Source organism: Roseibium sp. (genome assembly GCF_051016195.1).
Taxonomy (GTDB): domain Bacteria; phylum Pseudomonadota; class Alphaproteobacteria; order Rhizobiales; family Stappiaceae; genus Roseibium.
The window spans coordinates 2,717,485-2,742,897 of record NZ_CP134616.1 but is presented as its reverse complement, the minus strand read 5'-3'; the positions used below and the strand labels follow the sequence as shown (position 1 = coordinate 2,742,897).

Here is a 25,413-nt window from a genome sequence, read left to right as displayed (position 1 = left end):
GCGTCTCCTCCTTACGCGGCCGAGATCTTGCAGAGAGTCGCTTTCGTCTCCTGCATCTGGGTCACTGAGTCATAGCCATACGTCTGAGCGGTGTTACAGCTTTCGCCGAGGACATAAGGGTCAGCACCTTTTGGATACTTGGACCTGAGATCCTCACCCTGGTAATGACCACCGAAGTGGAACGGCATGAAGGCGACGCCTTCTCCGACCCGCTCGGTCACCATTGCCATGACTTTCACCTTGCCGCCTTCAGGGCCTTCGACCCAGACCTGCGCACCGTCGCGCACACCCAGGTTGTTGGCATCGCGAGGATTGATCTCAACGAACATATCCTGCTGAAGCTCGGCGAGCCACGGGTTGGACCGTGTCTCGTCACCACCGCCCTCATATTCCACCAGGCGGCCGGACGTCAGGATGATTGGATAATCCTTCGAGAAGTCCTGCTTCTGGATAGAGGCATAGAGCGTTGGCAGGCGGTAGAACTTCCGGTCCTCGTAGGTCGGATAGTCAGCCACCAGGTCGCGGCGGTTGGTGTAAAGCGGCTCGCGGTGCAGCGGCACCGGATCCGGGAACGTCCAGACGACGGCGCGAGCCTTCGCGTTGCCGAAAGGTGCACAGCCATGCTTGATCGCGACGCGCTGGATGCCGCCGGAAAGGTCGGTCTTCCAGTTCGTCTTCGGCCCTGCGACCGCTTCGATCGATGCCCGCTCCTCGTCGGTCAGGTCGCCATCCCAGCCAAGGTCCATGAGCATCTGCATCGTGAACTCGGGATAACCGTCCTGAATTTCCGAACCGGGGTTCGAGACACCATCGGCAAGCAGGTTGTCGCCGTCCCGCTCGACGCCGAAGCGTGCGCGGAAACACAGACCGCCTTCAGCGACAGGTTTGGACATGTCGTAAAGGTTGGGTGTGCCCGGGTGCTTCATGTCGGCGGTGCCCCAGCACGGCCACGGCATACCGTAGTATTCGCCGTCATTCGGTCCACCGACAGCCTGAAGCGTCGTGCGGTCGAACGTGTGCTGGTTTGCCATGTGCGACTTGATGCGCTCCGGCGACTGCCCGGTATAACCGATCGTCCACAGCCCGCTGTTGAACTCGCGGGTGATGCTTTCGACGTTCGGAGTTTCCGGATCGTCCATTTCGATGTTGCGGAAGAGCCTGTCGCCCCAGCCGAACTTGTTTGCGAACTTGGCCATGATGACTTCGTCCGGCAGGCTTTCGAACAGAGGCTCGACAACCTTGTCGCGCCACTGCAGCGAGCGGTTCGACGCGGTCACGGAACCACGTGTTTCGAACTGCGTACACGCCGGCAGCAGGTAGACACCGTCGGTCCGGTCATGAAGCACGGCGGAAACCGTCGGATAGGGGTCGATCACGACCAGCATATCCAGCTTTTCCATCGCGGTTTTCATTTCCGTCATGCGGGTTTGCGAGTTCGGGGCGTGACCCCAGAGAACCATCGCACGCACGGCGTTCGGCTGATCGGTGTTTGCCGGGTCTTCCAGAACACCGTCGATCCAGCGGCTGACCGGGATACCGGTGAGGTTCTGGAGGCTCTTTTCCTTGCCGTCCGAGCCCTTGACCGTCGCGAACTGTGCTTTCAGCCAGTCCGGATCTTCATCCCATACACGGGCCCAGTGACCCCACGCACCTGCGCTCAGGCCATAGTAGCCGGGAAGGGTGTGGCTGAGAACGCCAAGGTCTGTTGCGCCCTGAACGTTGTCGTGGCCGCGGAAGATGTTGGTTCCGCCACCGGTGGTACCCATGTTGCCAAGGGCAAGCTGCAGCACGCAGTAAGCACGCGTGTTGTTGTTGCCGTTGGTATGCTGGGTGCCGCCCATGCACCAGATCACGGTGCCCGGACGGTTGTTGGCAAGCGTCCGCGCGACACGCTTCAGCTGGCTTTCCGGAGTACCGGTCACACGTTCGACTTCGTCAGGCGTCCACCTGGCGACTTCTTCGCGGATCTGGTCCATGCCCCAGACACGGGTACGGATGAATTCCTTGTCTTCCCAGCCGTTGTCGAAGATGTGCCAGAGAATGCCCCAGATCAGGGCCACGTCCGTGCCGGGACGGAAGCGCACATATTCGTCGGCATGGGCGGCGGTGCGCGTGAAACGCGGATCGCACACGATTACCGGAGCGTTGTTCTGCTCCTTGGCCCGCAGCACGTGCAGCAGGGACACCGGGTGTGCTTCAGCCGGGTTGCCGCCGATGATGAAGATGGCCTTGGAATTGTGGATGTCGTTGTAGCTGTTGGTCATGGCGCCGTAGCCCCATGTGTTGGCTACGCCGGCAACCGTCGTCGAGTGGCAGATACGTGCCTGGTGATCGACGTTGTTCGTGCCCCAGTAGGCCGCGAACTTGCGGAACAGGTAGGCCTGTTCGTTGTTGTGCTTCGCCGAGCCGAGCCAGTAGACGCTGTCCGGTCCGCTTTCTTCGCGGATCTGCATCATCTGGTCGCCGATGGCATTGATTGCCTCGTCCCAGCTGACGCGCTTCCACTCGCCGCCTTCTTTTTTCATCGGGTACTTCAGCCGGCGCTCGCCGTGTGCGTGCTCCCGGACTGCGGCGCCCTTGGCGCAATGCGCACCCAGGTTGAAGGGGCTGTCCCATCCCGGCTCCTGGCCGGTCCACACGCCGTTCTTCACTTCGGCGATGACGGTGCAGCCGACGGAGCAGTGTGTGCAGACGGATTTTACGAGATTGACGGCCTCGTCGGACGACTGGGCCTGTGCCTGTGTAACGGTACCGCCTGTTGCGGTGATGGCGGCCAGGCCTCCTGCGGCGACACCGGATCCTTTCAGGAATGTCCGGCGGTCTACCGATTTGTGTGCAGCGTCTCTAAGGATACTTGCACCCTGGGGGCGTCGCGCAACCCCATTGGTCTTTTTCCTAAGCATATTGCCCTACCTTGCTTGTATCGGAATCGATACTGCTGGGTTGGTTTTTCAGCGAACCGGCCAGCGGGCGTCACGCAACCATAGGCCGGGTGTGAAGTTCAGGGTCCGGTCAGAACCGGGCGCTGTCGAAGTAGGCGCGTGTGTGCGCTGTGTCCTGCATTTTTTCGGATGTGAGATCCACTTCCGCTGCTTGAGCGGTGCCGGAAACCGCTGTTGCGGCCACGGCTACAGGGGCCGACAGGGCCGCCAGTTTCAGGAAGTCCCGGCGGCCAGAACCCTCACGGGGCACCGCTTGATCGGGCTTTTTCATCGTTGCAATCCTCCTCTCCTTGCAGCGGCCGACGGCCGCTTAAATTGCCAACGTGAACTTTAGTTCGGCAGCATACCGAAGGCCTCGGCCTCTATCTCCATAAACTGCCGTCCCAAGGCACCGACGGCCCCGTAGAACACGGAGGTCTTCGATGCTTCAAGATCTGCGAAAAAGTGTATTGCCCAGGGCTCGATGTGATCCTGGAAGAACTGCTTCTGCTCCGCCACGGATGTGACCTTGCCGAAGCGGCCGACAATCATGCCCGCCATCATTTCCATGAGCGAGGCGATGTTGTCTTCCGGCTCGTGCGTGCCGTCGGAGCGTCCGATCCCGCGTTTCGCCATGTCCGCGCGCAGGTTGGCCAGTGGCTTCTCGTTCAAAAAACCGGTCAGGTAGTGACTTGCATAGGGAAGAAGTTCGCCGCGCCCGAGCCCCACGAACAGGGCATTGAACTCGCGTTCTGCGGTTTCTGCCGAAGTAACGGAAGCGACCTTGGCCAGCACGCCGAGCGCGTTGCCAAGCGTTGTGTCATCAGACGTGAGACCCGAGACCTGCTTCAAAAGGGAGGTGTCTGCTGGCTTCACCAGCAACAGTCCAATAAAATCATAGAGTTCTGATCGAGCCTGATCTTCAGGATCGATGACGTATTCCGTGACCGCTGCGGACATCCGCGATCTTCCTCCCTCGTGCGCTGGCCAGTGTCACCTTTTTGGCGCGCCTCTTACATTCAACTTTAGTATCAACTGTAGTCGAACCGCAAGCGCCGTCGCGTTACTTGAAAGTCGAACTCAACTTTTTCGGCTTCCATTTCTTGCGATTCTGCAGCGCTCTCATGCTTTTCACGAGATTGCAGGACGTTGTCTGCTTGCGTCAATTGCACAGATGTTTCTTCATTTTCAACAGAATCATTGTGCGCCGCAACATTTTCTTCGGGATTTTCGTTTTCTTCTGAAAGGTTTTCTTTTTCGGGAAGATTTTCAGGCTTCAACCCTGGCGTTTCGGAGATTTTCTCTTCAACCTCCTTGAACTGCTCCAGCATGCCCTTTCCGATCTTGTAGACGGTCTGGAGGTTATCCACGACGGTCGCCGCATCGGTATAGTCTTCGGCGTAATCGACGAGGCCATCGAGATTCGCCAGAACCGGATTGAGGCCCCAGAGCCTGCGGAGCGCGCGCCGCCGGATCCGATCGGGCACGGTTGCCGACAGGAACCCGGAAAAGTCGTCTCCCTTCGTCAGGGTCTCCGGATCGGGCAACCCGAGTTCCTCCAGGATGTCCTCGTCGCTCTTTTCTGCGAGTGCAGCCTGTTCCTCTGCCGCCAGCGCGGCCTCCTCCTTGACCTGTTCGGCTTCCTCCGCCTTGCGGACAGCCGCTTTCCGGCGCGACCAGAAATCACCGCCGGTCTCGTCCTGACTGCCGCCACTCATTGCAGGGTATCCTTCGGCTTGCGGCTGGGCGCGCGGTAAACGTCGCTGATCTGGCGGATGCGGGCATCCCCGATCCCGTCTTCTTTCAGGTCGATCCGTTTCTTGTCGCGCTTGCGCTTAATGAAGATCTCGTCCTCGTGGTGCAGTTCGACGAAATCGCGTATCCAGGCGATCAGCCCGGGGGGCATTGGAACCTTTTCGACCATGACGTCGCTGGTATCGGCGTAGTCCTGTCCCTCGTAGGCGGACGCCGTGAGCAGCATGACGTCCATCGGCACATCGCGATCGACTTCCTCTGCGGGGCGCATGATCACGTAAATCGATGGCACCTTGTCCGAAAGAGCGGTGAGATAGGCTTCGGTATCGGTCCGGTAGAGCTCCAGATTCAGCGTCGCCGCGTGGTATTCCACGGCATCGCCTTCCTGGCGCATCACTTCCCAGTCGGCGGCTTTTGCACCCGGCAGCAGCGAGACTGGACGCCAGCTCCACTTCTGCCACCTTGTCACGCCCGGCAACCGTCTGACGACGACGCCAACCGGCATCGATCGCGTTTTTTCAACTGTCACTGCGGACTTCCTCCCACCCGCGGTTCATCAACCGCATTTCTTCCTTACATGCTGTAGCAACTTTGAGAAATTTCAAGTCCGGCGGAAGTCGAACTTGACCTGATGCGACATCCGCCCTTGTTATGGTACCGGACATGCGCGAATCCGGAGGGGAGAATCCGGAAGCGGCGGTCCTGGGAGAGGACGCAACAAGAATGACAGATTTGAAGCTTCTGCTGTGCGATTGCCGCAAGAGCCAGGCGATCGACGCGGAACAATTGGAGGAAGCGTCCGGCGTTTCCTGTTCGAGAGTATACTCGGAACTCTGCAGGGCCGAGGCCGGCATTGCCGAGGACGCGATCCGCTCCGGAAATGCGATGATCGCCTGCGGACAGGAACAAAGCATCTTTCAGGAAATCGCCGCAGACATCGAGGCCGACGAACCGCTGTTCGTCGACCTGCGTGACCGCGCCGGATGGAACGACGGCAGCGATGCCAGCGCGAAGATGGCGGCCCTGATTGCCGATTCGCTCCTGCCGCACCCGGGCGAAAAGGTCGTGGATATCTCCTCTGCTGGAACATGTATCATTCTCGGTGACACGGAGGATGCCGTCGAGGCGGCAGATCTCCTGTGCGAGACACTGAGCGTCACCGTGCTTCTTGCTCCCGAGGCTGAGCTGCCGATCTCCAACGACCGAAGATTCGACATCGTCCGTGGTCGGATCAAGGGTGCCACCGGCGCACTTGGCGAATTCAAACTCTCGTTCGATGCCCTCCAGGAGCGCATTCCCGGCGGCCGCGGCGCGTTCAACTGGACGGAGCCCCGCGACGGCGGCAGAACCGAATGCGACATCATTGTGGATCTGCGCCGTGGATCCCAGCCGCTGGTCCCGGCACCCGAAAAGCGCGAAGGCTATCTGCGCGCAGACCCCGGCAGCGCTGTAGCGCGCGCCAGGGTTCTCATGGAAGCCTCGCAACTGATCGGAACGTTCGAGAAGCCGATCTATGTCAAAGTCAATGAAGACCTGTGCGCACACTCGCGCGCGCAAAAGCCTGGCTGCTCCCGCTGTTTGAACCTGTGTCCGACAGGGGCGATCACCCCGGCCGGCGATCACGTCGCCGTGGACGCCATGACTTGCGCCGGATGCGGCAGCTGTTCCGCCGTCTGTCCCTCAGGCGCGATTTCCTACGACGCGCCGCCGGCGGACCATGTCTTCAAGCGCATTCAGACACTCGCATCGACCTGGCGCAAGCTCGGCACAGGCAGCCCGCGCCTTCTGGTCCACGATGCAAGCCATGGCCTGGACATGATCCGCTTGAGCGCGCGCTACGGCAAAGGCCTTCCGAGCGACGTCATTCCGCTCGAAACTGCAGCCTTGGCGGGCTTCGGCCATGCCGAGATGCTGGCCGCACTGGCCAGCGGGTTCAACTCGGTGATCCTGCTCTTGTCGCCCGGCACCGAAAAGGACGGCCTGCCCTTCCAGGCTGAACTGGGTGCCGCCATCGCCGGCGGCGATCGGATCAGCCTGATCGAGCCGACGGATCCCGATCAGCTCGATGAGCTGTTGCGCCAGGACGCATCTGCGGCGGCTCAGGTTCAGCCCATCCTGCCCGTGGGCTCGCGGCGGCAGGTCACGCGGCTCGCTGCCAAGGCGCTCAACACCGGCGAAGAGCCGATCACGCTTCCTGCCGGAGCCCCCTATGGCGCGCTCGACATCAACCTGGACAGCTGCACGCTCTGCCTGTCCTGCGTTTCGCTTTGCCCCTCCGGCGCCTTGAAGGAAAACCCGGATATGCCGCAACTGCGTTTCCAGGAGGATGCGTGCCTTCAATGCGGTATCTGCACCAATATCTGCCCGGAGAGCGCGCTTTCGCTGAACCCGCGCCTGAACCTTGCGGACGAAGCGCTCACGCCGATCGTTCTGAAAGAAGAAGAACCCTTTGAATGCATCGAGTGCGGCAAGCCGTTCGGCGTGCGCTCAATGGTGGAGCGGATGACCGAGAAGCTCGCCGGCAAGCACGGCATGTTCAAGGACAACAAGGCCGCCAAGCTCATTCAGATGTGCGACGATTGCCGCGTGAACGCGGTCTACCATTCGGAAAACAATCCCTTCGCCATGGGAGAACGGCCGAAGGTGCGCACCACTGACGACTATATCAGCAAGCGGCGCGACCATTGACCAAGCCGAGACGTGATCACTGGTACTGGATCGGCGCGCCCAGATCAGCGGGCGGTATCCGCGAGACGAATGCAAGGATCGCATCCAGATCGTCCAGCGTGATCTCCACCGGGGCGATCGGAGACGGCCGGCTGATGTCAAATGGTTCAGTCACCCCATCCACCTGCGTAAACGATGGGTGCGGATTGAGGGCAAAGAACGCCTCGAAACGCGCGCGCCAGTCTGAAAAGCTCCGCATGACGGCAAAGGACGGCGAAGACCCGATCGTGGTCAGCCGCGTCGCCTCGTTCACCATGTGGCAGCGACCGCAATGGACGACGGCGAGTTTCTCGCCGGACACCACGTCGCCTGCAATCGCCTCCGAAACAGCCTCTTTCGGTTTGGCAACCGCGGCCGCGAAAACTTGGCCATCCGCCGGCTTGTATGACGTGATCGTGTTCTTGCCGACGTCGCTGGTCAGCCACTCCTCAAAGCGGGCAACATGCTCATTGCCGTCATCCGCGATCACCAGGAACCAGTCTTTGCCGATGCCCGAAAAGGCAGGCGTCCCCGCGTTCGAGGTCGAAAAGGCAGCCTCCGCGGGCCCGCTCTCCGGTACGATTTCAATCCGGATACCGGTCTTGAGCGAAAATCGCGGCAACAGGTGCTTCAGGAAACCGGACGCCACAAGATCGTCCGGTGCACCCAGGCGGAATGTCTTTGCAGATGCCTCGCCCGTCGCGCCCGGCCCTGCGACTAGAAACAGTCCGAACAGGACTGCAATCAAAAAACGGCAGCACACGCGCTCCTCCCTCACGTTGCTGACAAAACACGTTAGGTTAGGGGGGAAATCATTCAGCCGTCAATTCACACGCTGCTTATAGAGAGGTTAAGATGAGCGACGAATTCAACATGTCCATGCGCAAATTCCTGAAACAGGTCGGCGTGACATCCCAGCAGGCTATCGAGGATGCGGTCAGGAAAGCCGGTGCTTCGGAAGGCAAGAAATACAAGGTCAAGGCTGTCGTCACGATTGAGGAAATCGGCCTTGAGCACGAGGTAAATGGCGAGATCGAGGGGTAAACACGTCGTGTCACTGACGCGGGAAACGGTCCTAAATTCACTCAAGTCCGTCAAGGACCCGGCAACCGGCGAAAACATCGTCGCGTCCGGGATGGTGCGCGCGCTCCAGATCGGTGAAGGCACAATTCGTTTTGTCATGGAAATCGACGCCGGCCGCATGAACGAGATGGAGGCCTTGAAGAGCGAGGCCGAATCGTGCCTCTCGCAACTCGAGGGTGCCGGCAACGTCCAGATCATCATGACGGCCCACTCGGAAAAGGCTGCCGAGGCGCCCAAACCCAGCGAACCAACGCCCATCAAGCCGCGTCCCGCGCCTCCCGGAACGTCAGGACCGCAGCGTGTCCCCGGGATAGACAGGATCGTTGCCGTTGCCTCCGGCAAAGGCGGCGTCGGCAAGTCGACAGTGGCGGCAAACCTTGCCTGTGCGCTCGCGGCGGATGGGCGCAAGGTCGGTCTACTCGACGCGGATGTCTATGGCCCTTCGCAGCCGAAAATGCTCGGCATCTCCGGGCGTCCGACGTCGCCCGATGGCCAGATGATCCTGCCGCTGCGCAATCACGGCGTTACGCTGATTTCGATCGGACTGATGACATCCGGGGACCAGGCAGTCGTCTGGCGCGGCCCGATGCTGATGGGCGCGCTTCAGCAGATGATGAGCCAGGTTCAGTGGGGCGCGCTCGACATTCTCATCGTCGACCTGCCGCCCGGAACCGGTGATGTCCAGATGACGCTGTCGCAGAAATTCATCGTCGATGGAGCGATCATCGTGTCGACGCCACAGGATGTTGCGCTTCTGGACGCCCGCAAGGGCATAGACATGTTTCAGCAGATGCAGGTGCCGATCATCGGCATGATCGAGAACATGTCGACGCATATCTGCTCCAAATGCGGTCACGAGGAACATGTTTTCGGACATGGTGGTGTTGCCGCTGAAGCGGAAAAGCTGGGCGTGCCGCTCCTTGCCGAAGTTCCGCTGCATCTGAACATCCGTCTCGCGGGAGACGGCGGCACGCCGATCGCGGTTGAAAATCCGGACGCACCCGAAGCGGGCGTGTTCAGAACGCTGGCGAAAAATCTCGTTGCGGAGGGGCACGCGTGAGCGATCTGCAGTTCCCGCCGATGTTTCAGGGAGAAGCTCTGACCGGTCCTGCCGATCCGTTTGATCGGGCGCTGGCTCTTGCGATCACCGGTACGGATGCGGGCACGGTCGTCTACAATATTTCGGGCGACTCGCTGAAAGCCAGCCTGATCTTTACCCCGGAAGTGCCACTGGAAGAAGCCATGGCGACCCTGCCCGTCTGCGGCCTCGGGTTTCAGGCAGCCCTCGGCGCGCTCGCCCCGCCGGAGGTCGCCGTCCATCTGGAATGGGACGGCACGATCCGCGTAAACGGCGCTGTCTGCGGACGCATGCGCCTCAAGGCGTCCACCGCAAACCCTGAGGAAACTCCGGACTGGCTGGTTCTCGGCCTCGAACTCAACATGACCAGTTCAACCGAAAACCCGGGCACCGATGCCGACACGACCTATCTCTCGGAGGAAGGCTGCGCTGAAGTCACCCCGGACGGTCTTCTGGAAGCCTGGGTACGTCACAGCCTTTACTGGATCAATCGCTGGCTCGACGAGGGGCTGCGCCCCGTTCATGCCGACTGGCGCGGCCTTGTGCCAACCCTCGGGGAACCGATAGAGATCGATGGAAAGTCCGGAACATTCGTCGGGGTGGACGAGAATTTCGGAATGCTGCTCAGAACCGGGGACGAGACAACCCTGATCCCGCTTTCGAGCCGACTGGAGACCTGACCTCATGAAACTGGCCCGTGCGATCCATATGGATGACAGCGACCGCAACGTCTACTTTTCCCCGGCCAGAACCGGTGAATGGTGTCTTTCGGGAGGCTTCGAGTTTTCCGACTGGACCGAAGCCGACCTTGTCGGCAAGGCCCGGCAGGCCTTTTCCAACGGCTGGCTGGGTCTGGAGACCTTCGGACGCGTCACTTTCGTCGCCATCACGCCGGTCAGCGAAGACGAATTCTCCACACTGGTCGACAATTTGGCGCGCCATTTCGTCGAGGTCTATGGAGCGCCCTCGGTCGATGCGGCAAGAGGCGTTGCCGAGGACGAACTCCGCTACATGGCCGACTTGTGTTCCGAACACGACGAGAACATGCTGCTCGCCGTCCACCGGGAGCTTTCCGAAGAAGGCGTGAAGGAAAGCTACAGCGCCATTGAGGCCCCGGCAGCGGAACTGGATCTCGTCGCCATGCATGGGGACATGCAATAGGTTCCAGACAGCCCGGCAGCCGCAACTGAACGCCGGATCAGCCCGAACGACTGCCTTGCCGCCGGCGCTGTGGCCGACTAGTCTCTTGTTCGGAGGCACCGGATGACACGTCATATTCAAACAGTGGTGAGACATGAGCGCATGGAGCAATAGCGGCTGTCCCTGCCGTTTTCCATGTGCCCCCGGCCTTGTACGGGGGCATTTTTTTTGACCCGACCAGACCAGAGAAACCCTTGGCCCGTACACCGCCGCATCTCATCACGATCATTCTGCTGACCGCGTTTTCGCCGCTGTCGCTGAACATGTTCCTGCCGTCCCTTGGACACATCGCCGAGGATCTTCAGACGGACTACGCGCTGGTGAGCGTGGCAATCGCCGGGTATCTCGCGACCACCGCAGTCATCCAGTTGATCGCAGGCCCCCTTGCGGACCGGTTCGGCCGCCGCCCGGTCCTGCTGGTCGCGCTCGTGATTTTCTGCATTTCGTCTTTTGTTTGCGCGATGGCGGAAAACATCTGGGTCTTCCTGTTTTTCCGCATGCTCCAGGGAAGCATCACGGCAGGGTACACGCTGTCGATGGCGATCGTGCGCGATACGCACCCGCCGCAGCAGGCCGCGGGCCTCATCGGCTACATCAGCATGTGCATGGCCATCGCCCCAATGCTCGGTCCCGTCTTTGGTGGCTTGCTTGACACCGCTTTCGGCTGGCGCTCGAACTTCTACCTTTACGCCACCTGCGGGGTGCTGATCCTTGCCTTGTGCTGGGTCGACCTGGGCGAAACCAGGCCGGAGCGGCAGGAAAGCGATCAGCCGATGACGCGCGCGATCCTCGCGCTCATCCAGGATCCACGCTTTTGCGCCTATGCCGTCTGTTCGACCTTCACGGTGGGCGCCTTCTACATTTTTCTGGCAGGCGCGCCGCTGGTTGCGACCACCTCCTTTGGAGTGACCACTGCAGAACTCGGGTTTCTGATCGGCAGCATCACGGTCGGGTTTTCGGCGGGCGGTTTTCTTGCGGGCAAGTTTTCGTCGCGGATTTCGTTGCCGGCAATGATGCTGATCGGCCGGCTGACCGCGTGCACCGGACTCTCGATCGGATTATTGGTCTTTCTTGTCGGCGGATCGTCCCCGTTCGCTTTTTTCGCAGGCACGATTTTCGTCGGCATCGGCAACGGCATCACCATGCCGGGCAGCAACACCGGGGCAATGTCGGTCAGGCCGGATCTTGCCGGGAGCGCCGCCGGGCTCGTCGGCGCTTTGGCGCTGGCCGGCGGTGCAGCGCTGACGAGCCTTGCGGGCATTGCCGTCGGCACCGGCGATCAGCCGGTTACCGTGCTTGCACTAATGCTGGCGAGTTCCGCTGTCGGGCTGGCGGCGGCCTTCGCAGCCCTGCTCCTGGAGCGAAGCGCCGGGACCGGGCCTCAGGCATCGCACTAGTGCAATGCCCGGGCAAGGCGGCTTACCGCCTTGCCCCTTTCTTCTTTTTCCAGAACGGCTCGATATCGCCGGCCATGATGCAGCCGAACGGATCGATGTAGTCCTCGATTTCGGCCAGACCGTATTTCTTGATCTGAGCGACGACCGCGTCCGCCTTTTTGTAGCCGGACGGCAGTTCGGAGACGTCGATCTTCTCCTCGAAGAAGCGGATGTCGAGACCTTCCGTTTCTTCCCTCAGCATCGCTTCCGGCGTCTTGCCGAGCGAACGGCGCTTGTGCTCGGAGCGCGAGAAGTTGCGCCCCGCACCATGCGGGGAGAACCCAAGCGCATGACCGGCATCCTTGCCGCGCACGACCAGAACCGGTTCCGCCATGTTCAGCGGGATCAGCGTCAGGCCGGTCGCGTCGGACGCATATCCGTCCCAGGCGGGCGTTGCCCCCTTGCCGTGGTAGAACAAGCCATCGCGTTCAAACACGAAGTTATGCTCGTTCCAGAAACGGTCCGAGTGGCTCGCACCGCTCGCCTCGACCGTTGCCTGGTGCAGCGCGTTGTGGTTGGCCTTGGTCCACTTGCGGATCAACTGCAGCGCGTCCCAATAGGCCTTCCCTTCCTCGCTCTCCGACGGGATCCAGGCATTCTGCTTCAGCGTCTTCGGCGACAGCTTCCTGCGGTATTTTTCCGCAATGCTCATGCCGATCCTGTAAAGCAGTGCGCCCGGTCCGCGAGATCCGTGATGGGTCACCATCGCGGTCTTGCCGGTCTTCCTGGAGACGCCGACAAACAGGAAATGGTTGCCGTCGCCTTGGGTTCCCAGGTGCTCCTGCGCCGAACGCAGGATCTTCGGGTTATTCAGGAACCGGTTCTCACGGAACTGGTCATAAACGCTCATCGACATGGTGAAACGCTTGCCGTTGGCACGCCCGCCGCCGCCGAAATGGGTCACCGAATGCGCCGCATCCAGAACCGCCTTCGGGTCGGCATCCTCGAACTCGGTCATCATCACCGAGCAGCAGATATCGGCACTGTGCATCCCCGGATGGATCGCACCGCGCGCTGCCACCACACCGCCAACCGGAATGGTTCCAAGCGGACCGGCCGGACAGGCATCCGGCATGATCGCACCCGCTTCAACCGTCGGTGTGCGCATCAGCTCGGTCATGTGATGCTTGACCGCCTTCAGGTTCTCCTCTTCGTCTTCGCCTTCCGCGTCCAGGTTGACGTGAAACGGCTTTGCTCCCGAGGCAGCCAGCGGCAGGACCGGATCCGGCTTGTAGCTTTCCAGCATCTGCCGCACGGTCTCCAGCGACGTGCCTTCGTCAAGCGCGGCCTGGCCGTCCCTGAGGGCGGCACCGAAGGCCTTGCCTTCTTCGTGACCCCATGCACTCAGCATCGCGCTGGTCAGGGTCGTTGTTTCCGTTTCAATCGTCATCGTCTTCTTCCTTCATACCCGCCTGGCGGCAAGCGGCGGCAGGACGCGTTGCATTGAACAACACTTCTGCCGGCATCCGCCAGGCTGTGCGGGGCAAGGTCAGGCAAGATCTTCATTCCGCCACCGGACTGCTCCGGGCCAGACTTGAACTGGCACGGGAAACGCTATCGCGCCTCCCCTCCCGGCCGTGCCGGAAGGCGTCTACCTGTATTCCTGCCGGCATCCCCGATATCGCGGCAGCACCGCGTTCAGTTGCCAATTTTAAATCAGTTGCCGGTTAGGGCGACAACAAGGTGCAAAACGTTCCTGCTCTACCAATTGAGCTACGCTGCCTCACTTGGTTGCAGCGGCGGGACTCGAACCCGCAACCCGGCGATTATGAGTCGATGTAGTTCTGCGGGCATTCGCCCTGACCGTATTTTCCGGTGCGGCGGCGAGAGATGACAGGACACTCATGGTCAAGAATGTAGTCCTGCCGGCATCCGCCGCGATTGATCGTCAATTCGTCCTCTCGTTTTTGCGCCGGTCCGTGTCCGGCTGAAAAAGTCGGCCCGGTCAGGGCGACAAGGTGGGTGCAAAACACTCCTGCTCTATCCGTTGAGCTACGCTGCATCAGTTGGTTGCAGCGGCGGGATTCGAACCCGCAACCTGGCGATTCATAGTCGATGTAGTTCTGCAGGCATTCGCCCTGACCGGTTCAATTCCTTGGTGAGATGCGGCGGCAAGAATGAAGAAACCCCGGGAGTCCCGCTCAAGCCCGAGAGCGCGTGCATCGATCATCCTGCGCTCGAAGGAGCCCAGGCAAACTGATCGTCCCCTTGAGACCGATCAGCTTGCGGAGATTCCATCGGTGCCGATTGAATCTCCGCTGATCCGGAGGGGAGTCGAACCCGCTCGGACGTGTTCCCTTTGTGGAGCAATGTAGTTCCTTCGGCATCCGCCAAGTCTCTTTGCGAGCGCGGCAGACGGTCCGTCCGCCGCGCATCCTGGTGTCAATCGAGATCGATCGCTTCGATCTCGCCAACCCACTGGTCGGCATTCATGGTGCCCTTGGCAAAGGCCGCGATCTGGTCGAACACCGCATCGGAGAAGCCCCCGATGTTGAGGATATCCGGCCGCGACTTGGCCTGGGTCGTCCCGTAAGGCGCGATATCGATGCACACCATCTTTGCGTCCGGGTTACGCCTTTTCAGCGTTTCCCATTCACGCATCACGCCGGTCTGATGGCCCGCCTGGATCCCGGCCCAGGACTGGTTATCCGAAACCAGGATGACCAGATCCGGGGCACGGCACTTGGCGTTCAGGCACGCCAGAGGTGCTGCACAGTTCGTTCCGCCGCCCCACTGCTCGGTGAGCTTTCGGGCGTTGGTCATCACAGTGTCTCGCCCGGTCAGCTTGACCGGCCGCACCTTGACTTCGAACGGCAGGACCGTGGCCCCGCGGTTTCGGCGCAGCACCGCCGCAGCGACCAGGGCAGCGACATCAACGCAGCGCGTTGCGGTCGTCGCACCCTTTCGGTAACCGGTCACCGGCGACGCCATGGAACCGGAGACATCCGGGCACACGACCACTTGGCCCTTCAGGGCCGGGACATTGGCGACCGAGATCTCCATGGCTTCATGCATTGCCTCGCGGATCTCGGCAGGCATTTCGTCCGACAGGGCCTGAAAACCCGTCAACAGCTGATACGGGAAGGCACGTGCCTTCCTGATCCGCTTCGGATCCTTCAGGATATCCGCCACCAGACGCACAGCCGGCGTCTTTTCGAACCGCGCACCGTCAAAGACACCGTGGCGCAGGAAGGTGTTCAGGTTCATCCGCACCATGTTCCAGGTCCCGCGCTCCGCCATCTGCGTCCAGTCTTCCCTGGAAAGAGGCAGATGCGTCAGCATCTGGAACGGGACATCCGGCAGTGCCTGGCCTTTCGGGTTCTCCTTGAACGCCACATAGGCACGGACCTGTTCCGGCAGCCTTTCGACGTCACACGGCTTTCCGATCAGCCATGCGAACAGCGCATCTCGCTCTGCATCACGCGGCTTCGGGTGCACCATCTTGATGACGTCAGCCAGCGACGGATCGTTGCCGATCGAGGCCTGCAGCAGCTGATATACTGTTGCCGCATTCAGCCATCCGCGAACGAGCGCCTTCGGCCGTGTGCCGAGCGACTTTCGTCCGGTCTGCCCGGAACGCATGATCTGAACGAAGTTTCGCAGCATCCTGCCGTCGGTGACCACATGCGGAAACGCCTTGGCAAGCAGGCCCACATCGCGCGATGCCAGCATCGCCAGCAACAGGGCCGGCAGATCTTTCATCCTGCCTTTCTGACGGGCATAGACGGCCGTCCTTGCCAGGAAGTCATCCGGAACCTTATCGGCTGTTTTCAGAACCGCCTCCAGTTCGAGATCGGCGGACTGATAAAACGTATTGCCGATGGATCCTGTCGCTGCCAGTTGAGCCAGCTTGTGACGGTCCTCGTAAGTATAGGCCTTGCCACCCGCCAGGTTCCTGGCGTCGGCTTTGCCGGAAAAGCGCCCGCGCCGAGATGCAAACAGGGATTTGTTCGCCATTTTCTCTCTCCTCAAATCCGCGCCTTTCAAGGCGTTTGGGTTGATGTCTGTGTCGAGACAGAGAATGACCGCACCCGGCGCATCGCAAAACAAAAAAAAAATAGTCATAAGTATCTGAAAAATATAAGTTTTCAAAGATATTGACATTTCTAGGCAGAAATAATCTTATATGAGAGAATAGTGCTTTATACAATTGGATAGGCAAGTTGAAAAAGAACGTCGTTATCGGCTTTCTGGGTACCCAACTGGACGCAGGCAAGAAGCGCCGGTGGCGGCCATCGATCGCCGTGACGCAGCATGGCCGCTTTCCGGTGCATCGCCTGGAGTTGCTGTATGACAGGGCCCATCATCGCCTGGCTCAAAACGTCAAACGCGAGATCGAGGACGCCAGCCCTGCAACCGAAGTGCTGCTGCAACAGGTGGACATGCGCGACCCCTGGGATTTTCAGGAGGTCTATGGTGCCCTGTTCGACTTCGCGCGGGACTACGGTTTCGACGAGGACCGCGAGGACTATTTCGTCCACCTGACGACGGGCACGCACGTTGCCCAGATCTGCTGGTTCCTTCTGACCGAGTCCCGCCACGTTCCGGCCAAGCTGGTGCAGACCTCTCCACCGCGCGGCGAGGACAGCGACATCGCCGGCCAGTACAACATCGTTGATCTGGATCTTTCCCGCTACGACGCCCTTCAGCAGCGCTTTGATCTCGTTGCCGAGGAATACAACGCGCTTTTGAAGGCGGGCATAGAAACACGGAACGCGGCCTTCAACGGCCTGATCGAACGGATCGAACTGGTCGCCACCAACACCGACGCCCCACTTCTGCTGCTCGGCGATACAGGCACGGGCAAAAGCGAACTGGCCGAACGCATTTACGAACTGAAGCTCCAGCGGCGCAGGGTCAAGGGCCGGCTCGTTCACGTGAATTGCGCCACCCTGAAAGGCGAGCGGGCCATGTCCAGTCTCTTTGGTCATCGCCGCGGGTCGATGGGCACCGGCAGCCCGGACCGGCGCGGGCTGCTGCGCGAAGCGGACGGCGGGGTCCTGTTTCTGGACGAAATCAACGAACTTGGCCTCGACGAGCAGGCGATGATCCTGCACGCCGTCGAGACCGGCCGCTTTCTGCCGGTCGGCTCCGATCACGAGATTACCAGCCGCTTCCAGCTGATCGCGGGAACCAACCGCAATCTCGGGCAACTCGTCTCGGAAGGAAGGTTCCGGCCGGATCTATACGCAAGACTGAATCTCTGGACTTTCCGGCTGCCGTCACTGACCGAAAGGCGCGAGGACATCGAACCAAACATAGAGTTTGAACTCGACAGGTCCGAGAAACTGCTCGGCAACCGGGTCGGCTTCAATGCTGACGCACGCTCCCGGTACCTGGATTTTGCCGCGTCCCCGGCAACGCCATGGCCCGGCAATTTCCGCGACCTCGGCGCTTCGGTCCAGCGCTTGTGCACACTGGCACCGCGCGGGCGTATCACGCTGTCGCTTGTGCAGCAGGAGGTCGAGGCGCTGGAGCGCCAGTGGGCAAGCGCCGAAGTGAACCCCGACGACGTTCTGCTGCAGGATCTCGTCGGCGACAGGATCACGGAAATCGACGCCTTCGACAAGGTGCAACTGGCCTACGTCATCCGTGTGTGTCGCAAGAGCCCGACCTTGAGTGCGGCAGGCCGAACGCTGTTCGCGGCCTCGCGCGCAACACGAACCAGCCGCAACGACGCCGACCGCCTCAAGAAATATCTCGACCGGTTCGGCCTGACCTGGGCCGATGTAACAGCACAAGAAAGTTAGAGCCTCAATCATCGCAGAGTGCGTAACGGCGAGATCGCGTCCGCGTGAAAACGCGCGAGCGGACGTTGAAATAAACGTCAGAACGGGGAACACGCAGTTGAATGCAAGTTACCGACGGCCTTCCTAAATCAAGGGCGCAACAAGATCTGTAACCTGGAAGGCTAATGAACATGATGACACTTACTTCTGAAAACAGGTTGGTCGGCGCATTGCCAACCATCAACTTCGCAACGCTCGGACTGATGTTTGTCTCGGGTTTCTTCGCCACGGTCGCATTCGACCTCTGGGGTCAGGTGATCAGCCCGGCACTCGGTTTTGCCAAGCTCTCCCCGCATGGCCTGGCACAGAGCCTGCTCGGCAGCCTCGGGCTCCCCAACAATGCATTCGCCGGATACTTCGTTCACTTCTATGTCGTCGGACTGATCGGCTACCCGATCGGCTGGATGTTCATCTTCGCGCCGCTGTGGCAGCGCGCCGTCGGCAACACCCACTGGTTCATCCCGTCCGCGATCTACGGCTTCGGTCTCTGGGTCTTCGCCATCGGCGGCATCACCTCTCTCGCAGGTCTGCCGTTCTTCCTGAACTTCTCCGGCATCGTCTGGGTTGCCCTGATCGGTCACGTTCTCTACGGCATCGTCATGGTCGCCATGCTGCACCTGATCGAAAAACAACAGAACGCCTGAATAACAAGAAGAGGAAGTCCAACTATAAGGGCGGCCTACGCCCACCTGAAAAGAACGCGCCACCTGGTGGCGCGCTTTTTCGTTTAGGGGCCTGGTTCGAAGTGCCCGTGAAATGCGCGGAAAACGAAGCGATGGGCAACAACTGTTGTTGCAAGGGCTGCGAGGTAAATTCTGGACCTTTCAGGAACCAACGCCTGATCTTTTTCTTGTCATCCCTGCGAAGGCAGGGATCCAGTAACCTCCAGCCTCACCAACGATGTCATTTGCCTGCCACATGGAATACTGGATCCCGGTCTTACCGCTTATGCGGCAAACCGGGACGACAAACTCGGATTACTCGCTGAACTGAACCTCACACTTACAAAATATTCTTATCCCGCAGAGAGCGCCGGTCTCGAAGGATGAAGACTGCACGCCAACAAAACGAGAGATCACCAAAGATCATCCGTTTCTCCACGTCCGCCGTACCCCTCACTCAGGCCAGTCGTTCTGGATCAGTTCCACGCCCCTCTGCCCCGCATCGAGCAAGGCTTGCGCGTTGCTGTCCTCGTCCGCCAGCCGCGCGAGCGTAACGGTTCCCAGCATCAGGGCCAGCGTTGCAACTCCCTGGGCCGGGTCGTCCCCGGGCGTGAGTTGCGTCGCTGTTCTCCGGAGGGCGTCATGTCCTTCGCGGCGGGCGTCAGGAGCCCCTCTGTTCAGGTCCCCTGCCAGCGCTGCCAGGGGACACCCGTCCTTCCTGCTGCCGACGTGGCATAGCGACAGGTAGGTGGCGATGTAGTCGCGCCGGGCGGCCGCCTTCTGCTCCTCACTGTCAGCTGCCTCCATCCCGTTCAAGACATCATCCACCGCCGTCTTGAACGCTGCTGCCACAAGTTCGTCCTTCGACTTGAAATGCCGATAGAACCCGCCATGCGTCAGTCCTGCGGCCTGCATGACGTCGGACACGCTGGTCGTCTCGACACCGCGCTGACGGAAAATCTCGCCAGCCTTCTCCAATATCCTTTTGTGTGACTTACGCTTTTCGGCTTCCGACATTCTCGGCATAGGCGCGGTTCTCCACGGGACTTGACAATATAGATTTCATCTATCATCTATATTTTTAGATTACAATCATCATCTATAAAGGAAGTCTCCTCGTGAAACCGAAGATCCTTGTTACCAGCGCAGCCGGCAAGACCGGGCTCCCAACCGCTCTGCAACTCCGCGAAAAGGGTTATCCGGTCAGGGCATTTGTGAGGAGGCGTGACAGCCGCTCGGCCTTGCTGGAGCGCGCGGGCGCGGATATCTTCGTCGGCAATCAATATTCCCTGTCGGATATGCGCGAGGCGATGGACGGGGTGCAGCGTGCTTACCAGTGTGCACCGACGGCTCCCAACGGATTGCATTTCAATGCAGTTTTCACGGTTGCCGCAAACGAGGCGGGGCTCGAGCATGTGGTCACGCTCGGTCAATGGCTCACCTCCTCCGACCACCCGTCGCTGTTTACACGAGAGGTGTATCTCTCCAACGCCTTGATCCGCCTGTCTCCGCGCATGAGTGTCACCTCGGTCGATCCGGGATGGTTTGCCGACAACTATCTGATGGTCATCGACATGGCGGCCCATCTGGGGCTGTTCACAATGCCGCTCGGACCGGGCAATGAAAAGAAAAACGCACCGCCATCGAACGAGGACATCGCCGCTGTCGCCGTGGCGGCGCTGACCGATCCGGAGGCGCATGCGGGCAGGAGCTATCGCCCGACCGGCCCGGAGCTGCTGTCTCCGAATGACATTGCCGCTGCAATGGGACGCGCACTCGGGCGGCGCGTCAGGTACATGGACATATCAGAGAAGATGATGACCAAAGCGCTGCGCGCCCTGCCGCCGTCAAACTATTCTGAAGCCGCTGTATCGCAACTCGCGATCTATGCGGAGGAATACCGGCGCGGCACTTTCGCAGTCAACGCGCCGACCGGCGACGTCCTGAAGCTGACAGGCGAGGCTCCGGAAAGTTTCGAGAATATCGTGCGCCGGACAGTCGCAACCCGCCCGGACCTCAGGAAAAGTGTCCCGGCCACGGTGCGTGCCTTCACCGGTTTTCTCAAGATCCTTCTGACGCCGGCGCTCGACCTCGAACGCATTCAGTCACAGCGGGACCATGTCCGGCTCATGAACCCGACGTTCAGCCAGGACACGCCTGAGTGGACGGCAACCCATGTGCCGGCGATGCCCGTTTCAGCACCTGCAAAAGTCGCCTGATTTTAGGAAACCGGAGGAACACGGAACCATGACCGACAACACAGCCATACTGGAGCGAAACAACCGCTTCGCGGATCGTTTTGAAGCCGCAGATCTCCCCATCTTGCCGAAGCTCGGCACTTTGATCCTCACCTGTATCGACGCCAGGGTTGACCCGGCCCATGTTCTGGGTCTCGAACTGGGGGACGCCGTTGTCCTGCGCAACAATGGCGGTCGGGTCACACCGGCAGTGATCGATGAAATCGCAACCCTCGCCTTCATGGTTGGCAAAATGACCGGGAACCCGGACCCGGAATTCAATGTTGTGCTGATGCAGCACACCCAATGCGGCGCCCAGAATTTTGCCAATCCGGAGTTCCGCCATGCGCTTCAGGGCAAGCTCGGGATCGACGTATCGAATTCCGCGATCTTCGACCAGGAGACGGACCTTGAACGTGACATCGACAGGCTGGCAGATGCGCCGGGGATCCCCGACGGGCTCAAGGTCTCCGCACTGCTCTATGACGTCGAGACGGGCCGCGCGCGCGAGATTGTTTCACCCCGGAAGCTGGCTGCTTTGCGTACGCGCTGAGAGGGTCGGCAATCAGGGTGGCTTTCATCCGGACGATCTGCGCAAGGCCCGCCAGGCGTCCTACTGGCATCCGCCTTCGGCCCAGATCCGAAGCAACTGCTTGAAGACACCGCCGAACGGATGTTCCTTCGTCAGGGCCCGCGTCTGGTCGTTCATGTAGGTCTGGGCCTGGGTGCACAGGTTCGCCTGCTCCCACTGGTGACAGGATGCACATGTCTTGTCTTTCCAGGCGGCCTCGGGCAACCCCTCGATCGGAGGAAAGCGGGGGCTCGCGGAAATCAGATCGGAAATGCTCCGCGTCGCGAGATCCGGATCACCCGTCCCGAGCGGGGTGTTGAAGGCGACGACGTCCGGGAGCGCGCCGGAAGCATCTCCCGCCGTCACCTCGGGTTCCGGAGCGACCGGAACGACCGGCTCCGATATAGGATCTGTCCGTGGCTCGTTCTGCTCGATCGTCTGAAGTTCCAGGCGCGCGAGTTCGGAAAAATGGCCGTCCGGAAAGGTGTCCAGGTAGTCCTTGTAGGCCTCGGCTGTGCCCGCCTGCCGGGCAGCCTCGATCAGCTCACGTTCCGTATCGCTGGGATCAACGGAAACCGGTGCCTGCGCCGGGACTTCGGGTTCACTGGTTGACGCGGTTTCCTGCATTTCGCTGGAGACGAGATCCTGCAGCAGCGAGCGCGCCTCGCCGGCAAAACGGCTTTCAGGATTGGCGCGCAGGTATAGCATCACCTGGATAGGGTCCTTGCTCAGTTTGACCGTTTCCCAGAGCTGGCGCTCCTGGATTTCCGCGGGCGACGGCATGACGGCCGGCACGAACTGGAAGTTCGCGGTCATCGAGGACGTGTCCCAAGGGGTCTGGACCCCATTGGTTGCTTCCAGGACATCGCGGCGCACATTCTTGAACAGGGTCTCGATAGGAACGCCGGGGGCCGACATCCGGCGCGCAAGCGAACCGGTGAAGGGACTGTTGGCACCCACGCCGTCAAGGGCGACTTCGCCCGGTCCCGTCGAATAGGCCAGGAAGGTGCCGCGCGGCGCTTTCATTTCCGCAAGACCGTTCTCGTTGAGGTCCGGAATGGCTTCGAATGGATTGTCGCGGCAGGCATCGAGGATCACGATGTTGGTCTGGTTCCTTGCCGAGAACATCTGCCGAAGCAACGCCTGTGCCGGCACGGCGACCAGGCTGAGATCGGCAGCGTCGGACAGATTGACATCAACCGGAAGCAGGAAGTTCGCGCCGAAGGACTGCACGCCGTGCCCTGCGTAGTAGAAGAGACCTGTCGCGTCGTCGTCCGCATCGCGCAGTTTTCGTCCGAAGTCGGCAATGGCCCGCGTGAGTTCATCCCGCGAAGCATCCGTTACAAGCATGACGTCGAACCCGACCGCCTCGAGCGATTCAGCCATGAGCACAGCATCGTTCTTCGGATTATCGAGCGGTGTCACATGCGTGTAAGCCGAGTTGCCGACGACCAGCGCCAGACGAGGATCATCGCTGTCGTCGTCGTCCGCCTGCGCCTGGGAAAACAGGAACAGCAGAGGAAGAAGAAAAAGCAGGGCCCAGCGAATTTTGGTCTTATTCGACAACGTTAAACTCGATACGGCGGTTGCGGCGCTTGCCGTCAGGTGTGTCGTTGGAGGCAACCGGTCTGGTTTCGCCATATCCGACGCTGGAAATGCGCAGCGCGGAAACGTTCTTCGCGGAGATATAGTCTTCAACTGCCGCGGCGCGGCGTTCGGACAAACGCTGGTTACCCGCAGAACTGCCGTCGCTATCCGTATGACCGCCGACCTCGATCCTGAGATCAGGGCAACGCTGAATGATATCGACCAGGCTGTCGAGAAGCGGCGCGCTCCTGGCATCAAGCCGGGCACTGCCGCTGGCAAAATAGATATTGTCCGTGCGCGACAGGATCTCGAAACGCCCTTTGCAGGCTTCCTCGTTCAGGTTGCCTTCCGGTTCGATGGCCGTGGCTGCGGCCTCCGTCACCTCAGGTTTCGCTTCTGCCACGACCTGCGCGCCTGCATTCTTGGAGAACAGGAAGTCGAAGGTCACCGTCGCGGACGGGACAATGGCGACATTCGCCGCTTCTTCGAGCTTCTTGATGCCGCCATCCAGATTGAAGTCGGTGGTTGCGATTGAAATGGGCGCAGTCGAAGAAACCGCCACAATGTCCTCGCCCACCAATGTCACCGCCACTTCTGTTTCAAGCGACTTGGTCACGCCATGCAGCTGGAGATCGAAGGTGAGCGGAATGATCTTCCGCCTGAGTTTGGAAAGATCGGCCAGCGCAGCCGGATCGATTGTGGTGGAAATCACAGCTTCCGGAAACTCGAAGGTTTCGAAAAACAGGAAACGCATCCGCACGTTCCTGAGGTCGATCTTGGTATCGACGGAATCCAGGAAGATCCGGATTTCGGCGGCGCCATCCGGATCAATCTTTCCCTGAAACTGAACGAACCCGCTACTCTCGACTTTGGTGAGGTTCTTCACGGACTGAAAGCGAACGGTCGAAGCGTCAGGCTGGAGCGTCCAGCCCGGTTCGAAAATGCTGCCCTGCGCGGTCGCTGTCTGTACAGAGAACGCAAGACAGGCCACACACAGGAATGACAAAACAACCCGCGCAACCGTCATGATCAGGTCCCCTCACTTCAATCTGGCGTCGGCGCTACCCTAAGGGCGTATTCGTTACGTTAGTCTTACAACGCCAAAGGCTCAATGCAATGTTCCGCACAAGTGACCGGCGATCTTATGTGCGGAATTGCGCGAAGAAAGGGGACTTTTCCACGCGCTCTTAGTAAGCGGTCAGACCGTGCCTAGCTGTGCCTTGTCAAAGATCCCGAGTGCACCGTCTTTCGTAAGTTGGACCGGATTGCCACCCGCCGTCGGATCGACGATGGCCATCTCGGCGATCAGGTCGCGCTTGCCGTCGTCGACATTCAGACCAGAAAGCGTGTGCGGCACATCGAGATCATCACGCAGTTTCAGCACGGCATCGAGCACGCCCTGATAACCGCCCGCGATCCCCAGGAATCCGGCAAGCCGTTCGAATTTCTGCTCGATCGCCGGCCTGTTGAACTGCAGCACGTAAGGCATGAAAACCGCGTTGGTCATGCCGTGGTGGGTGTCGTAGAGCGCACCGACCGGATGGGACAGCGAATGGATCGCGCCGAGCCCCTTCTGGAACGCGACGGCGCCCATGGCGGCAGCGCTCATCAGGTGGCCGCGCGCTTCAAGGTCGGAACCGTCTGCGGCAACTTTCGGCAGGTTTTCAAACACGAGCCGCATGCCCTCCAGGGCAATGCCTTCCGACATCGGATGGTACATGGGCGCCGAATAGGCTTCCAGGCAATGCGCCAGCGCATCCATGCCGGTTCCGATGGTGATGAAGCGGGGCATCCCGACGGTAAGTTCCGGATCACAGATGACGATTTCCGGCAACATCTTCGGATGGAAAATCACCTTCTTGGTGTGGGTCGCCTCGTTCGTCACAACGCCCGCCCGGCCGACTTCGGATCCGGTTCCGGCGGTTGTCGGTACCGCGATGATCGGGGCAATCCCGTTGGAATCCGCCCGGGTCCACCAGTCGCCGATATCCTCGAAGTCCCATATCGGTCGCGTCTGGCCGGACATGAACGCGATCAGCTTGCCTGCATCGAGCCCCGAACCGCCGCCGAAGGCAATGACCCCGTCATGCCCACCGGCCTTGAAGGCCGTGACACCGGCGGAGATGTTGCTGTCGACCGGGTTCGGCTTGACGTCGGAGAAGACGGCTGCCGACAGACCCGCGGCCTCAAGACCCGCAATGGCATCGGCGACCATCGGCAGTCTCGCGAGGCCAGGGTCTGTCACAAGCAGGGGATTGGTCATGCCGACAGCCTTTACGGCATCCGGCAACTCCTTGATGCGTCCGACGCCGAAACGGACGGACGTTGGATAGGACCAGTTGACGTTGGGAAGTGTACTCATGGGGATCTCGTGTTTGCGAATTGAAT

General features: G+C 60.5%; 22 protein-coding genes. 10 read left to right on the top strand and 12 right to left on the bottom strand.

Annotation, left to right across the window (positions count from 1 at the left end):
- Window positions 1-11: 11 nt before the first annotated feature.
- The 5 genes from RDA78_RS12680 to RDA78_RS12660 form a co-directional block, all read right to left on the bottom strand.
- Complete coding sequence (locus tag RDA78_RS12680; protein WP_434055666.1) at window positions 12-2,903, bottom strand: formate dehydrogenase subunit alpha; 2,892 nt, start codon at window positions 2,901-2,903, stop codon at window positions 12-14.
- A 109-nt stretch (window positions 2,904-3,012) separates the two neighbouring features.
- A complete protein-coding gene (locus RDA78_RS12675; RefSeq protein WP_306144906.1) occupies window positions 3,013-3,213 on the bottom strand; it encodes a twin-arginine translocation pathway signal protein in 201 nt (66 codons plus the stop codon).
- 59 nt (window positions 3,214-3,272) lie between these two features.
- Entirely contained in the window at window positions 3,273-3,881 is a 609-nt protein-coding gene (locus RDA78_RS12670; RefSeq protein ID WP_434055665.1) for a TorD/DmsD family molecular chaperone, read from the bottom strand.
- 71 nt (window positions 3,882-3,952) lie between these two features.
- On the bottom strand, window positions 3,953-4,639 hold the full coding sequence (locus RDA78_RS12665) for a DUF3306 domain-containing protein (RefSeq protein WP_434055664.1): 687 nt from the start codon (window positions 4,637-4,639) through the stop codon (window positions 3,953-3,955).
- A complete protein-coding gene (locus RDA78_RS12660) occupies window positions 4,636-5,205 on the bottom strand; it encodes a DUF3305 domain-containing protein (RefSeq protein ID WP_434055663.1) in 570 nt (189 codons plus the stop codon). The genes RDA78_RS12665 and RDA78_RS12660 overlap by 4 nt, the downstream gene beginning before the upstream one ends.
- 194 nt (window positions 5,206-5,399) lie before the next feature.
- On the opposite strand from RDA78_RS12660, the gene RDA78_RS12655 reads away from it, so the two are divergent.
- Window positions 5,400-7,364, top strand: a complete 1,965-nt coding sequence (locus RDA78_RS12655; protein ID WP_434055662.1) for a 4Fe-4S binding protein — start codon at window positions 5,400-5,402, stop codon at window positions 7,362-7,364.
- A gap of 16 nt (window positions 7,365-7,380) precedes the next feature.
- On the opposite strand, the gene RDA78_RS12650 is transcribed toward RDA78_RS12655, so the two are convergent.
- Complete coding sequence (locus RDA78_RS12650; protein WP_434055661.1) at window positions 7,381-8,145, bottom strand: hypothetical protein; 765 nt, start codon at window positions 8,143-8,145, stop codon at window positions 7,381-7,383.
- 92 nt (window positions 8,146-8,237) lie between these two features.
- Between RDA78_RS12650 and RDA78_RS12645 the strand changes: the two genes are divergently transcribed.
- The 5 genes from RDA78_RS12645 (at window position 8,238) to RDA78_RS12625 (ending at window position 12,140) form a co-directional block, all read left to right on the top strand.
- Window positions 8,238-8,426 (top strand): DUF6494 family protein, encoded by a 189-nt coding sequence (locus tag RDA78_RS12645; RefSeq protein ID WP_434055660.1) that lies wholly within the window; start codon window positions 8,238-8,240, stop codon window positions 8,424-8,426.
- 7 nt (window positions 8,427-8,433) lie between these two features.
- Window positions 8,434-9,525 carry an Mrp/NBP35 family ATP-binding protein gene (locus RDA78_RS12640; protein ID WP_434055659.1) on the top strand — a complete coding sequence of 364 codons (1,092 nt, stop codon included), beginning with the start codon at window positions 8,434-8,436 and terminating at the stop codon, window positions 9,523-9,525.
- Entirely contained in the window at window positions 9,522-10,223 is a 702-nt protein-coding gene (locus RDA78_RS12635; RefSeq protein ID WP_434055658.1) for a DUF4444 domain-containing protein, read from the top strand. Before RDA78_RS12640 ends, RDA78_RS12635 begins: the two co-directional genes overlap by 4 nt.
- Before the next feature lie 4 nt (window positions 10,224-10,227).
- Window positions 10,228-10,704 carry a DUF6505 family protein gene (locus tag RDA78_RS12630; protein ID WP_434055657.1) on the top strand — a complete coding sequence of 159 codons (477 nt, stop codon included), beginning with the start codon at window positions 10,228-10,230 and terminating at the stop codon, window positions 10,702-10,704.
- A 233-nt stretch (window positions 10,705-10,937) separates the two neighbouring features.
- Window positions 10,938-12,140, top strand: a complete 1,203-nt coding sequence (locus RDA78_RS12625) for a multidrug effflux MFS transporter (protein WP_434055656.1) — start codon at window positions 10,938-10,940, stop codon at window positions 12,138-12,140.
- Between the two features lie 22 nt (window positions 12,141-12,162).
- Here the strand turns inward: RDA78_RS12625 and RDA78_RS12620 are convergent, their stop codons facing one another.
- Window positions 12,163-13,569 (bottom strand): RtcB family protein, encoded by a 1,407-nt coding sequence (locus tag RDA78_RS12620; RefSeq protein WP_434055655.1) that lies wholly within the window; start codon window positions 13,567-13,569, stop codon window positions 12,163-12,165.
- Window positions 13,570-14,561: 992 nt separating this feature from the next.
- Window positions 14,562-16,136, bottom strand: coding sequence for a vWA domain-containing protein (locus tag RDA78_RS12615; protein ID WP_434055654.1), 1,575 nt, complete (start codon window positions 16,134-16,136; stop codon window positions 14,562-14,564).
- A 206-nt stretch (window positions 16,137-16,342) separates the two neighbouring features.
- Between RDA78_RS12615 and rtcR the strand changes: the two genes are divergently transcribed.
- Window positions 16,343-17,929 carry an RNA repair transcriptional activator RtcR gene (rtcR, locus tag RDA78_RS12610; protein WP_434055653.1) on the top strand — a complete coding sequence of 529 codons (1,587 nt, stop codon included), beginning with the start codon at window positions 16,343-16,345 and terminating at the stop codon, window positions 17,927-17,929.
- A gap of 170 nt (window positions 17,930-18,099) precedes the next feature.
- Window positions 18,100-18,612, top strand: coding sequence for a hypothetical protein (locus RDA78_RS12605; protein ID WP_434055652.1), 513 nt, complete (start codon window positions 18,100-18,102; stop codon window positions 18,610-18,612).
- Window positions 18,613-19,083: 471 nt separating this feature from the next.
- On the opposite strand, the gene RDA78_RS12600 is transcribed toward RDA78_RS12605, so the two are convergent.
- A complete protein-coding gene (locus RDA78_RS12600) occupies window positions 19,084-19,656 on the bottom strand; it encodes a TetR/AcrR family transcriptional regulator (protein ID WP_434055651.1) in 573 nt (190 codons plus the stop codon).
- Window positions 19,657-19,748: 92 nt separating this feature from the next.
- On the opposite strand from RDA78_RS12600, the gene RDA78_RS12595 reads away from it, so the two are divergent.
- Window positions 19,749-20,849 (top strand): NmrA family NAD(P)-binding protein, encoded by a 1,101-nt coding sequence (locus RDA78_RS12595; protein WP_434055650.1) that lies wholly within the window; start codon window positions 19,749-19,751, stop codon window positions 20,847-20,849.
- 28 nt (window positions 20,850-20,877) lie between these two features.
- Window positions 20,878-21,420, top strand: a complete 543-nt coding sequence (locus tag RDA78_RS12590; protein ID WP_434055649.1) for a carbonic anhydrase — start codon at window positions 20,878-20,880, stop codon at window positions 21,418-21,420.
- 60 nt (window positions 21,421-21,480) lie between these two features.
- On the opposite strand, the gene RDA78_RS12585 is transcribed toward RDA78_RS12590, so the two are convergent.
- The 3 genes from RDA78_RS12585 to RDA78_RS12575 all read right to left on the bottom strand — a co-directional run bounded on the left by RDA78_RS12585 (window position 21,481) and on the right by RDA78_RS12575 (window position 25,387).
- Window positions 21,481-23,004, bottom strand: a complete 1,524-nt coding sequence (locus tag RDA78_RS12585; protein WP_434055648.1) for a caspase family protein — start codon at window positions 23,002-23,004, stop codon at window positions 21,481-21,483.
- Entirely contained in the window at window positions 22,994-24,052 is a 1,059-nt protein-coding gene (locus RDA78_RS12580) for an OmpA family protein (protein WP_434055647.1), read from the bottom strand. Before RDA78_RS12580 ends, RDA78_RS12585 begins: the two co-directional genes overlap by 11 nt.
- Before the next feature lie 171 nt (window positions 24,053-24,223).
- Entirely contained in the window at window positions 24,224-25,387 is a 1,164-nt protein-coding gene (locus RDA78_RS12575; RefSeq protein ID WP_434055646.1) for an iron-containing alcohol dehydrogenase, read from the bottom strand.
- Window positions 25,388-25,413 lie beyond the last annotated feature (26 nt).